We start from the raw sequence: 13109 nt of genomic DNA, 5'->3' as shown, positions 1-13109 counted from the left end.
TCACCTCAAAGAGCGTTCATTCTCTTCTATTAATCACGCTTATATTTTTTTAACACTTCTTCTAGTCGTTTTCGTTCATCATCTAACGTACTTGCATCTTTTTTCTTACTTACATCTTTCTTCACTGTTTCTTTCTCTTGTTCTTTCGGCTCTTCTTTCAGCCAATCTGGTACCATTTCTTTTCTTATCGTTTTCTTCGACGTACGGCCTTTTTTCTTCGTCTCAGCCCATTCTTGATATTGACGGTTTTCTTCTTTCGCTAACGCCATTGCTTCAGCTACTGTACCGACCTTTTTACGTGCCCAATGCCCAGCAATTTTCTCCACATACGTTTTCGCAAGCTTCATATCTGAGCGTAGCATAACGTAATAAATAAGTACATTCACAACACCTGGCGTTAATTTTTGATTGATCATTACATCTTCAACGATCTGCAAGTCAGCCTTTGTCGCCTCTGCACCACCAGAGATTTCTTTTAATAGTTGTTTTGGTGAGATTTCCTCTAACTGTTTTATTAACATCTCTTCTTGCGTAGAAGGCTCTTTTCCTTCCATCATACGTGCAGCGTGAGGTTGTACTCTTTCACTTAATACAGGTAACGCTTGACCGTTTTCGAACTGATACCAATCACGTGCTCCTTTTCTAAGCCTTTCGATATCAATTGTCTGCATCTCTGTCACCGTACCAAGAACGATATTTTGCATCGATAACACATCTACATCGTACACGTAAGCAAGTGTACTGACACATTCTCGCACTTGATCTGTAATCGCCTTTTTAGGGACAAGAGCAGACAAGCCATCTACAAATAAGGAGAAATCAAAGAAATCATTCCAAACTTTTGGAGCGTCTCCCTTCTCGTTACTTGGCATAGCTGTCGTTTTTGGAATACGAAGATCTTCTTGCGCATGCTCAAGCTGTCCTGGATTAAACGAACCAAACACATCATTGAAAGAACGCGTAACATTTTCATAAGAAGCAAAATCAAATTCTTCTTCTAAGAAATATTGCTTTACTTGATTATATTTTGTCCGACTCAATCGATTGTATAAAAAGATGCTTAACACAATATCATCAAAAAACTGCTTCGGAGATAAAGGTGGTTGCAATTCGTATATAAACATTCGAATATCTTTTTCTTTCTTAATATATACCTTCAAAAGCCCAATTGCTTCTAACTTTACTCGTTCCTCATATATTTCGGGAAGCTGCATCTGCATGGTCACCATAAGGGAATGATGTGTATTCTCTTTTCCAAACACACGATCTTGCTCTAACTCTCCCCATAGCGTCATGTACAAACTAAAAGCTCTACTACCTATTAACGGCTGATACAACATCGTTAACACTTTTCGGTCGTAATTATGCAGTAACCCTTTCGCACTTACTTTATAACGATCAATTGGCAATAGCTCCATCCATGACTGTTTTTCCATTCTTGCTTTTCCTTTCTCTCATCCAATCTATCCTCTACTTCATTCGTTCTATCTTCATTATATAATTGCTTAGCGAAAAAGAGCTATTAGCTTTCGCTTCTAGCTCTCCTATCTCATTACTTACGGTATGTAAAGAGAATAAAATACAACTTCTACTCTCTTTCTTTTTGCAGTATATCTTTTAATTCTTCAATAAATACATTTAAATCTTTAAATTGGCGATATACAGAAGCAAAACGCACGTAAGCAACATCATCAATATCACGCAGTTCTTCCATAACAATTTCACCAATCATATCACTTTTCACTTCTGATATACCTAAATTACGAAGTTCACGTTCCACACTTTGAGTTACTTCTTCTAATTGTCTTAAAGATACTGGTCTTTTTTCGCACGCTTTAATTAAGCCGCGCAAAATCTTTTCTTTATTAAATTCTTCTCGTGTGCCTTCTTTTTTTACAACGATAAGAGGTGACTCTTCTACTCTTTCAAATGTCGTAAAGCGACTTAAACAACTTTCACACTCTCTCCTTCTTCGAATAGAGCGCCCCTCGTCTACCGGACGCGAATCTAACACTCTTGTACCATTATGCGAACAGGATGGACAACGCAATATATTCACTCCTTTACACTATACTCTTTATTTTTTCTCTACTTACTTCATCTGACAATATATATACAATATTATATAACTCATTTTAACTCTCTTACCACTTTAAGTTTAAGCACATTATTTTATCATCTCGTTTTCCAAAATAAGATGGTAGATGGGGTGCTAACTTATTCGTAAGAGCTCAATTTATCTCACTAACGAGTACGTTATATTTTTCCTTTTTTATAAACTAAAAAAGAGGTGCATTATACACCTCTTTACATTTTAAATCAATTATGTTCTTTTTTAAAGAGCTTTTGTTTCTCTCTGCTTAATTTCGAAGCTACCAGTGCCTCGAGGAAGCTCGATGCTCTCACGCGTTTTCGCGTTTAAACCTTCTGCAATATATTCTGCAGCAACATTTGGATCAATACGATCCCCACAAGTATAAACATCAATACTTGCGTAACCGTGCTCCGGAAAGCTATGAATTGTTAAATGTGATTCCGAGATAATTACTACTCCACTTACACCTTGTGGTGCAAATTTATGGAAAGCAACCTCACGCACTTCAGCACCAGCTCTCAGTGCTGCATCCACAAATAATTGTTCAATATACGGCATGTCATTAAGCTTGTCGAAATCGCAATCCCAAAGTTCAGCGATTACGTGACGACCCATCGTATCCATAGTATCCATTCTACAGTTCCCCCTTGTAAATTTATTCTAACTGTTCGAATTGAAAACTAATTTGCAATTTGGCTTGCTCCACTACCACGGGGGAAAGTTAGTCCAGAGAGGTCCTAACCCTTTAAGTAGTGACTACGTACCTCAGCTCTTAAGTTTACGAGTGTTAGTATACTTTGTTTATTTTCATTTTGCAACAACAGTTTTTTCGATTTTCTGTCATATTTTCCTCTTTACTTTTCCCTAAAAAAAATAAATGATTCACAAATACAGTAATCACAACGTTTCGTGGTATGTCCACTTTCAAAAATATACTCCTATAATTTTTTTCCTTTTCAGAAAAAAATAAAAAAAGAGGGCAAATATTCGCTTGCCCTCTCCCTTATTCACTTAAATATGTTGCACATTTTTTTGCTTCGCTAATTCGTCAACAACTAACGTTACAAGATCTACAACACGACGAGAGTAGCCCCACTCGTTATCATACCAAGCAAGTACTTTCACTTTACGATCACCCATTACCATTGTAGATAAACCATCAATAATAGCTGAGTGTGTATTTGTATTAAAGTCAATAGATACTAAAGGCTCTTCACTGAATTCTACAATACCTTTTAATGCACCGTTTGCAACAGTTTTGAATGCTTCATTAATAGCTTCAACTGTCACATCACGTTTTACATCTACTACTAAGTCAACAAGAGACACGTTTGGCGTTGGTACACGAAGTGCCATACCATGAAGTTTTCCGTTTAAGTGCGGAAGAACTTTTGCAAGCGCTTTCGCAGCACCTGTCGTTGTCGGAATGATTGATTGTCCGCAAGCACGCGCTCTTCTTAAATCTTTATGTGGGTTATCAATATTTTTTTGGTCATTTGTATAAGCGTGAACAGTTGTCATTAAACCGTTTTCAATTCCAAACTGCTCATCTAACACCTTAACAACAGGCGCTAAACAGTTTGTTGTGCAAGATGCATTTGAAATAACAGTATGTTTTGCAATATCTAATTGGTCTTCGTTCACACCAACTACAATTGTTACATCTTCATTTTTACCAGGCGCTGTTAAAATAACTTTTTTCGCTCCAGCTTCAACATGAAGAATTGCTTTTTCTTTTGAATTAAATTTACCAGTTGCTTCAATTACAACTTCAACACCTAAATCTGTCCAAGGCAATTCCTTTGGATCGCGGTTGTTTAAAAGGCGAATCATTTTCCCATCAACTAACAAGTGATCTTCAAATGCTTCTACTGTTCCGTCAAACTTGCCGTGAACTGTATCATATTTAATTAAATGTGCTAACGTTTCAGATGGATAGCTTGCATTGATTGCTACAATTTCGAATGCGCTTTCTTTTATTGCCTGACGAAATACCATTCTCCCAATACGTCCAAATCCATTAATTGCCACACGAGTCATAATATGTTATCCCCCTTGAATGCGTTATACTATTTATCTCCAATCCCAATAATAGTATAACACAAAAAGGGGATATGTCACTAAGCATTTTCATTAATTTCACAATTTTTTAGTCAATAATGTTCCAATTCTTTAAAATCACCTGTAATTGTGTTTTCGTTCCCATAATTGTGCCATCATTATTTATCACTTCATCTGCATTCTTCACTTTTTCTTCTAACGGCATTTGAGATTGAATACGAGCTGTTGCTTCTTCTTCTGAAAAATTATTTCGTTTCATTAAACGTTCTAATTGTGTTTTCGGTGTAACTGCTACAACTAAAACACGATCAACAAGACTTGTTAATTTGCTTTCAAATAAGAGAGGTATATCTAACACAACCGCTTGCGCCCCTTCTTTTATGTACATTTCCTTTTGCGTATTCATTTCCTCACGCACCGCAGGATGAACAATTTTATTTAACTGCAATCGTTTTTCTTCATTATAGAAAACGACACTTCCTAATTTCGGCCGATCCAATTCTCCATCTTCTTGTAATACTTCCGTTCCAAACACTTCTACAATTTTGTTATATGCTGGTTTTCCTCGCTCTACAACTTCTCTTGCAATAATATCTGCATCAATAACCGGTATACTCAGTTCACGAAACATTTGAGACACTGTACTTTTTCCGCTTGCAATGCCTCCCGTTAATCCAATTACTACTGTCATCATAATCCTCCTCACAATATAAAAGGCGCGAAACTAATGTTCCACGCCCATACTTACATTTTCCAAATTCCAATAATAATGAGTAATATCCCAGGCAGGAATGTAAATTTTTGTAACCACTTCATATTTGATAAAACCGTTCCAAGTTTCATTCCAATAAATAAAAACAAAGAACTCATAACCGCAACTAATATCGCCATCATAGCTGGCGCATACCCTAATAAAGATGCACCAATTCCAGCACCGAACGAATCTATAGAAAGAGCGATACCAAGAAGCAATGCTTCTCCTGCGGAAATGGTGCCTGATTTATCAAAATCTGCAACAGTCGGTTTCCGTAAAATTTGAATCACTAACCCGAGTGAAGCAATTTCTAATTTCCAAACCTTCTCCTCTTGCTTTGGTTCTTCTTTTTTCTCACTTCGAAAAAATTGATATAATACCCAAATTCCTATCCCAATAAGAACAAGCCCACCGATACGCGTTGCGATAACAGGTGAAAATATTTTCGCGATCATATGTCCAATTCCCATTGAAACAAGCATAACAGCTGCTGAACACATTCCGATAATTATAATTGATCTTAGTGGAATTCTTACGCTTCTTAAACCATATGTTAGCCCTACACTACAGCTATCTAAGCTTAATGTAAAAGCTAATAAAATAAGAGATAAATAAAGGTACATCGGTAAGCTCCTCCCTTATACATAGCCCTGCTGTATGTATATGACAAATGCCTATCCGATGTTATCTCTTTTCTATATTCTCGGCTGACAAATCGGGCAGTAATGCGTTCCTCTTCCGCCAACAACCGTTTTTTCTAATATCGTACCGCAAGTCACACATGGTTCTCCTTTTTTTCCGTATACATTTAGAAGTTCTTGGAATGAGCCAATTTGCCCTTGCGAATTCATATACGTTCGAATTGTACTTCCGCCTCGCTTCACTGCTTCGCCTAACGTTGTAACAGTCGCCTCGTAAATTCGTTCAATTTCTTCTGCTGTTAAAGACGAAGCTTCTCGTTCCGGATGAATTTGAGAACGGAATAAAACTTCATCTACATATATATTTCCAAGCCCTACTAAAAGACGCTGGTCTAATAATACGACTTTTATTTTACGATTAGTCTTTTGCAATCTTTCTTGTAAATACTGCGGTGTCAATTCAGCATCAAACGGCTCTGGACCTAAGTCAGCAAGAGGCATTTGATTCAATTCTTCACCTTTCTTAAAGAGATGCATCGTACCAAACTTTCTCACATCTTTATAATGTAATTCAGTTCCATCTGTAAATAAGAAACGGACGTGTGTATGCTTATCAATTGGCTCATCCTCTTGATGCAGTAAAAACTTACCTTCCATACGTAAATGTGAAACAATAACATAATTCGTTACATATAAAAGCAAAAACTTTCCTCTTCGCTTTATATTTTCAATCTTCTCGCCTCTTAGCATTTCTTTAAAGATTTCTGCATCATCGGGACGTTTTACTATTTTTGGATAAGTAATAATGACATCTTCAATCGTTTTTCCTGTTACAAGATTTTCAAGCGTCCGCCTAACATTTTCAACCTCTGGTAATTCAGGCATTTCATCACTTCCTTATTTTGCGTCGTACCAAGTTGGACCGTAAGAATAATCAACTTTCAGCGGAACCGCGAGTTCAATCGCATGTTCCATTACTTCAGGTACAAGCTTCTCTAATTTTTCAATTTCTTCTTTTGGTGCTTCAAATATCAATTCATCGTGTACTTGCAGAAGTAGACGCGCCTGTAATCCTTCTTCTTCTAGACGGTCTGCCATAATAATCATCGCTTTTTTAATAATATCTGCTGCAGTCCCTTGAATTGGTGTATTCATAGCCGTACGCTCAGCAAAGCTACGTAAATTGAAATTACGACTCGTAATTTCCGGAATATAACGGCGGCGATTTAATAATGTAGCCACATACCCTTTTTGTTTCGCATCTTTTACGATGTCACTCATGTATTCTTGTACACCAGGGAAACTTTCTAAATACTTTTCAATAAATTCCGCTGCTGCTTTTCTTGTAATTCCTAAGTTTTGTGAAAGACCATAATCACTAATACCATATACAATTCCGAAATTGACAGCTTTCGCTTGTCGTCTCATATTCGAAGTTACTTCATCTTTTTCAACGCCAAATACATCCATCGCTGTTTTCGTATGAATATCCATGTCATGTTGGAACGCTTCAACTAGCCCTTTATCATTTGCAATATGAGCTAATACGCGAAGTTCAATTTGTGAATAATCTGCCGCGTACATAATCCATCCTTCTTCTGATGGAACAAATGCCTGACGAATCTTTCTTCCTTCTTCTAATCGAATCGGGATATTTTGCAAGTTCGGATCCGTTGAACTTAATCGACCTGTTTGCGTTAATACTTGATTGAAACGAGTATGGATTTTAGATGAATCTTCATGTACAACTTTTAATAAACCTTCAATATAAGTTGAATTTAGTTTCCCTAATTGACGATAATGTAAAATGTTTGGAATGATTTCATGGCGATCCATAAGCTTTTCTAGTACATCAGCTGACGTAGAATAACCTGTTTTCGTCTTTTTAATAACTGGTAAGTTTAAGTTTTCAAACAGAATAACACCAAGCTGCTTCGGTGAATTAATATTAAATTCTGTTCCCGCAAGCTTATAAATTTCCTGTTCCATTTCCTTTAATCTACCTGCAAGTTCTTCTCCCATATTACGAAGACGCTCCGTATCAACTTTTACACCTTTTACTTCCATATCAGCTAATACACGCGCAAGTGGTAATTCTAACTCTGTAAACAGTTCATATTGCTCATTCTTTTGTAACTCTTCAACGAATGTTTGCTTTACATCATATAATACGTGCACTTTACGAGCTACATGCTCCGCTACTACTTCTAGCTCTGGAACAGCACGCTTCGCACCTTTTCCGTAAACTTCTTCATCAGATTTCACAGCATGTGTTTCTTTCATTTTTGCTACAGTACGGAAATCTTTATCCGTATCAGCCGGGTCAAGTAAATAAGCAGCGATTAGTAGATCAAAGTCAATCCCTTGCATATCTATCCCGTTCCATTTAAGTGCAACGATTGCGCGCTTCGCATCAAATGTATACTTTCTCATTTCTCCATCTGCAAGCCACTCTTTAAAAGCGTCTGACTTAAGAGCAATTTCTGTTTGAATAAAGTAACAGCCATTTTCATTTTGAATACCAAAACCTTGAATGTCCGCTTTATGATAGTTATCTTCTTGTACTTCAACAATAAGCGCACAATCTTGCACTAGCATTTCTTCTGTAACTTCTTCCACAATATCAAATGTAATATCATCTAATTCAGCTGGAGTCGTTTCTTCTGGCGTAACACCTAATTTATTTAAAAGTGATGTAAATCCTAAATTCTCGAACATTGGAATCACATCACTTGCTTCATACCCTTTATACTCCATATCATCCACATGCACTGTAATCGGCGCATCTGTAATAATAGTTGCAAGATCTTTACTCATAAGAGCTTGGTCTTTATTTGCTTCTAGCTTTTCTTTTAATTTCTTCCCGCTTACTTGATCTATATTTTCATACACTGCCTCGACCGTTTCAAACTGTGTTAACAATTTAATCGCAGTTTTTTCACCAACTCCTGGTACACCTGGAATATTATCTGACTGGTCTCCCATTAAACCTTTCATATCGATAATTTGCTTTGGTGATAAGCTGTATTTCTCAAATAAAGCTTCTTTCGTATATTCATCCACTTCTGTAATCCCTTTACGAGGAATACATACGAGTGTATTATCTGAAACAAGTTGCAGTAAGTCTTTATCTCCTGAGATAACTTTTACATGAAACCCTTGTTCACTCGCTTCTTTCGCTAACGTCCCCATAATGTCATCCGCTTCATAATTTTCTAATTCATAACGCGGTACGTTGAATGCATCAAGCATCTCACGAATAAACGGGAATTGCTCTGATAATTCAGGTGGAGTCTTTTGACGTCCTCCTTTATACTCACTATACGTTTTATGACGGAATGTCGTTTTACCCGCATCAAACGCTACTAACATATGCGTCGGTTTTTCTTCCTCTAATATTCTCATTAACATCATTGTAAAACCGTAAATTGCGTTCGTATGTATACCTTTGTCGTTATTTAAAAGCGGTAGTGCAAAGAAAGCACGATACGCGATATTGTTACCATCTACTAATACGACCTTTTTTTCCAAACCAGAAACCTCCCCATACAAATTTGAAATGATTTTTTTCACAGAAAAAAAACCGTTCCTTTCCTCTCTCTATATTAACATGACTAATAGAGAGAAGAAAAATAACGGCTATTTTCTATCATATATACAAACGTTTACTAACATAAAAGGGAAGTGACGAGAACAGCATAACTATTCTCGTCCAAAATTACTCCTTGGATGAAGGGGTTTTCATGTATTATATTAACAGACCTTTATTAATATTTAATTAAGCCATTGTTAATATATTGTAAACATCCTTCATCCTATTTTTCAGTTGCTGATTTTGGTAAAACAACTGTAAATGTTGTCCCTTCCCCAACTTCACTATCCACTGTAATCGTACCGTGATGTGCCTCAACTAAATGCTTTACAATCGATAATCCGAGGCCTGTACCACCAGTATTTCTACTTCTCGCTTTATCCACTCGGTAAAAGCGTTCAAAAATACGCGGAATTTCATCTTTACTAATACCAATTCCCGTATCCGATACTTTTATATAAGCATTATATTTATCTTCTGCTAATTCTACAGAAACAACGCCTCCAGCCGGCGTATATACGATTGCGTTATTCATTAAATTAATAAAGATTTGCTTCAAACGACTTGGATCTCCAATGACCGAGACTCCTTTTAGCGCATTTACTTGTAAAGAAATTTCTTTTTCTCCTGCTTTGTTATCAAGCACCATATGAATATCTTCAAGAAGTCCCTTCATATCAACGGTCCCCATACTCAATTTAAATCCTTGTTGCTCAATCTTTGATAAATCTAATAAATCTTCAATTAACCCTTGCATGCGTTCACTTTCTTTTAAAATAATGTGCAAGAAATGTTCGCAGAATTTTTTATTATCCATAGCACCGTCCAAGAGCGTTTCTGAAAAACCTTTAATAGAAGTAATCGGTGTCTTTAGTTCATGAGAAACATTCGCTAAAAAGTCTTTTCTCATTTGTTCTAATTTCTTTAGCTCAGTAATGTCATGGAATACAAGGACAATCCCTTTCCATTCATGGTTCGTCCCGATAATCGGTGCTCCATATACTTCAAAATGCTTTCGCTCAATTCCAAGCGGCAATAACATTTGTTTACGCACTTTCACTTCTGTCATAAAGATTTCTTCCACGAGCTCTATAATTTCTGTATGATGAAACGACTCATAATATAAACGATCTAAATATTCTTCATCTGTTACGTGGAAAGTCTCCTTATAAGAACGGTTTACAAGGTTTATATAACCGCGGCTATCAATTAAAATCATTCCGCTTCCCATATTTTCAATTAACGTATGCAAACGATCTTGTTGCATTTCTTGCTCAAGTGTCATCTCTTGTAAATTACGGGCTAAAATATTAATCGCTTTACTCAGCATTCCCGTTTCATCCGAATGACTCTCATAAGCGCGTGCTTTATAATTTCCCTTCGCTAATTCGATAGCAACTTTCGTAACGGATTCAATTGGCCTAATATATTGCCCTGTAATTTTCATACCTAAAAATACGACTACGAGACAAGCGATAACAAATCCGATAATTAATAATCCCCACGTTTTTTGATGAACAGTTTTCAAAGGTTCAATTGTACTTTTCACCAAAATGTATCCTTGTTTCCCTGCTACATCTTGAACGAATACCGCATGATAAAATTCATTATTCTGATCCGTTTCTTTCGTAATGACTTTATTTCTTTGTTTTGTTGTTTCAGAAGAAAGTTCTTTAATTATCCCTTGGCTAAATGCAGACTGTTCTCCGCCGCTATATTGAACTTTCTTTTTTTCATCTACAAATGCAATAGAAGCCTGTATTTTTTCTTCTAACTTTTCAAATACATATGGATTTTTTAAAACATTATCAAAACCCTGTTCTTCTGCTAATACCGCAATATACTCTGTCTCTTTTACCATTCTCTCTTTTGCATGATCTATATAATAGTTTTCAAACACGGTTTCCAGTAATAAACCTAGTCCGACTAAAATAAAAACAATAAGAGAAACAAATGTAAAAAGAAGCCTGGAACGAAATTTATTCATCCCCTTTTGGCTCCTCTAATTTATATCCTAAACCACGTATCGTTTTAATGTACGTCGGTTTTTTCGTATTTTGTTCAATTTTATCGCGCAAATGGCTAATATGAACGTCAACAATTCGTGTGTCACCAGCAAAATCATAGTTCCATACAGCACTTAATAATTGATCACGTGTCAACACGCGACTTTTATTTTTCGCTAGATAAACAAGTAGTTCAAATTCTTTTGGTGTTAATTCAAGCTTTCTTCCTTGGAAATAAGCCTCATAAAATTCCGGCAAAATTTTAAGTTCAGCAAGTGTGATGCTCTCTTCATCTGACGTTTCTGCAACTTGTTCTTCTTGTTGTAATTTCGTGCGGCGCAAAATTGCCTTCACACGTGCAACAACTTCCCTTGGGCTAAATGGCTTCGTCATATAATCATCTGCCCCAAGTTCAAGACCTAGCACCTTATCAAATTCATCATCTTTTGCTGTTAACATTAAAATCGGCGTCATAACGCGCTGCAATCGTAATTCTTTACACACTTCCATACCATCCATTTTCGGAAGCATTAAATCTAATATAATTAAATCTGGGCGTTCTGTTGTCGCTTTTTGAAGCGCCATTTCTCCATCCATCGCTGTTATCACTTCAAACCCAGCTTGTTGTAGATTAAATTCAATTAAAGTTAAGATAAACTCCTCATCATCAACTACTAAAATACGATTGTTCATTCTTTTCCTCCAAGTTATAGACTTGAAACCTTCTTCATCCTAGTATTTTCCCCGTTATTCTCATCATACTAGAAAACAAGTTCCCTCTCAATATAATTGTCTATTCATGGAGCTCGTTTGTACTAATGCTTCGAAAATAAAAGCAATTAAAACTTCATTCTCTCTCCCTCTCCGCTATCCAAACTCGGTAGATAAACCTACCTTTTTCAAAGTATTTTTCCGTATGAACCACAAATCCCCTCTCCTGCGCTAGGAAAAACGAAAGAGCATACGCTATTTTATAGTCCGGTGTTTCATATCTATCAAATAGTCTTCCATACATTTCATTCGCGACCCCGTCTGCCCACACTTCAGCTTCTCTTATCGTTTCAAAGATAACATCTTCTTTTTTCCACTTCACCTTAAAAATCACCCCTTTTATTGACTTACATTACTAATATTTATATTATTAATTTTAATATATAAATATTAATAACACGGAGGTCTATTATGCGAGTATTACTACCTATTTTAACTGTAGCAGTAACATGTTTCCTTACTTTTAACGTACCTAGCTGGGATACGATTAAAACAGGTTGTTCAGAATTTGCTGAAGGGTTCAAAGAAGGATTTTTCAACTAAAAATAGCGCTAGCCCCTTATAGTAAGGTATGCTAGCGCTATTCATATTTTCATGTTTTAAAAATTATCTAATGCTTTTTCCATAATAGAAACTGATTTAAAAGGCGGCGTTACTGTTAAAGAACCCTTTACAACCGTTTCTCCTTTTTCATCATGAGCAGATACAAGCATATCAATTGTATGTTCCTCCTCAGAAACAGCCACAACTTCAAAGTGGATTTGTAACGTTTCATAATGGTGAACATGCTTCACGAACGTAAGGTCCTTCCTAGTAATATGACTACCTGGACCTGGTAAATATTTCGTAACTGCCGTTGTAATCATTCCCGTTAGCATAATGCTTGGTACAATCGGCTTTTCATACGGAGTTTGGGATGCGTAATCATGCTGAATATATAATGGATTGGCATCATTCGTTAACCCTAAGTACAATAACAAATCTTTATCCTCAATTTTTTCAGTGATAGATAATTTCTCTCCTACTGTAATTTCATCCATTCTACGACCAATTTGAACTTTTTTCTTTAACATGTTACAACCCCCTCCGATTTTTTCACCTTATTATCCTACTAATAGCGATACCTGATCCAAAATTTACTATGATGAGGGCAATGTCTAGTATAAATCTATAGTTTCATTATAGGATA

The 13109-nt window shown here is 36.2% G+C and carries 13 protein-coding genes; 1 reads left to right on the top strand and 12 read right to left on the bottom strand.

Annotated features, from left to right (window positions below):
* Positions 1–29 precede the first annotated feature (29 nt).
* From QCI46_RS04495 to QCI46_RS04445, 11 genes are all read right to left on the bottom strand, one after another.
* Entirely contained in the window at positions 30–1436 is a 1407-nt protein-coding gene (locus tag QCI46_RS04495) for a replication initiation and membrane attachment family protein (RefSeq protein ID WP_000415023.1), read from the bottom strand.
* 152 nt (positions 1437–1588) lie between these two features.
* Positions 1589–2050, bottom strand: coding sequence for a transcriptional regulator NrdR (nrdR, locus tag QCI46_RS04490; protein WP_001203687.1), 462 nt, complete (start codon positions 2048–2050; stop codon positions 1589–1591).
* A 285-nt stretch (positions 2051–2335) separates the two neighbouring features.
* Entirely contained in the window at positions 2336–2719 is a 384-nt protein-coding gene (gene speD, locus QCI46_RS04485) for an adenosylmethionine decarboxylase (protein ID WP_002003660.1), read from the bottom strand.
* Positions 2720–3106: 387 nt separating this feature from the next.
* Positions 3107–4135 (bottom strand): glyceraldehyde-3-phosphate dehydrogenase, encoded by a 1029-nt coding sequence (locus tag QCI46_RS04480; RefSeq protein ID WP_097844335.1) that lies wholly within the window; start codon positions 4133–4135, stop codon positions 3107–3109.
* A gap of 109 nt (positions 4136–4244) precedes the next feature.
* Positions 4245–4847 carry a dephospho-CoA kinase gene (coaE, locus tag QCI46_RS04475; protein ID WP_353841834.1) on the bottom strand — a complete coding sequence of 201 codons (603 nt, stop codon included), beginning with the start codon at positions 4845–4847 and terminating at the stop codon, positions 4245–4247.
* A gap of 53 nt (positions 4848–4900) precedes the next feature.
* Entirely contained in the window at positions 4901–5533 is a 633-nt protein-coding gene (ytaF, locus tag QCI46_RS04470; RefSeq protein ID WP_262745143.1) for a sporulation membrane protein YtaF, read from the bottom strand.
* Between the two features lie 72 nt (positions 5534–5605).
* The gene (mutM, locus tag QCI46_RS04465) at positions 5606–6436 is read right to left on the bottom strand and encodes a DNA-formamidopyrimidine glycosylase (protein WP_087985380.1); all 831 of its coding nucleotides are present in this window, start codon (positions 6434–6436) and stop codon (positions 5606–5608) included.
* Positions 6437–6448: 12 nt separating this feature from the next.
* Positions 6449–9082, bottom strand: a complete 2634-nt coding sequence (gene polA / locus QCI46_RS04460; RefSeq protein ID WP_353839687.1) for a DNA polymerase I — start codon at positions 9080–9082, stop codon at positions 6449–6451.
* 284 nt (positions 9083–9366) lie between these two features.
* A complete protein-coding gene (gene phoR / locus QCI46_RS04455; RefSeq protein ID WP_353839686.1) occupies positions 9367–11130 on the bottom strand; it encodes a sensory box histidine kinase PhoR in 1764 nt (587 codons plus the stop codon).
* Entirely contained in the window at positions 11123–11842 is a 720-nt protein-coding gene (gene phoP / locus QCI46_RS04450) for a two-component system response regulator PhoP (RefSeq protein WP_016086006.1), read from the bottom strand. Before phoP ends, phoR begins: the two co-directional genes overlap by 8 nt.
* A gap of 154 nt (positions 11843–11996) precedes the next feature.
* The gene (locus QCI46_RS04445) at positions 11997–12242 is read right to left on the bottom strand and encodes a hypothetical protein (protein WP_000871398.1); all 246 of its coding nucleotides are present in this window, start codon (positions 12240–12242) and stop codon (positions 11997–11999) included.
* Between the two features lie 89 nt (positions 12243–12331).
* On the opposite strand from QCI46_RS04445, the gene QCI46_RS04440 reads away from it, so the two are divergent.
* Positions 12332–12463: a hypothetical protein gene (locus tag QCI46_RS04440; RefSeq protein WP_353839685.1), complete on the top strand. Its 132-nt coding sequence runs from the start codon at positions 12332–12334 to the stop codon at positions 12461–12463.
* 56 nt (positions 12464–12519) lie between these two features.
* Here the strand turns inward: QCI46_RS04440 and QCI46_RS04435 are convergent, their stop codons facing one another.
* Positions 12520–12993: a MaoC family dehydratase gene (locus QCI46_RS04435; protein ID WP_000914190.1), complete on the bottom strand. Its 474-nt coding sequence runs from the start codon at positions 12991–12993 to the stop codon at positions 12520–12522.
* Between the last annotated feature and the right edge of the window lie 116 nt (positions 12994–13109).

The organism is Bacillus cereus group sp. RP32 (genome assembly GCF_040459735.1).
GTDB lineage: Bacteria > Bacillota > Bacilli > Bacillales > Bacillaceae_G > Bacillus_A > Bacillus_A wiedmannii.
The sequence above is the reverse complement of the archived record's forward strand: the minus strand, read 5'-3'. Positions and strand labels throughout refer to the sequence as shown.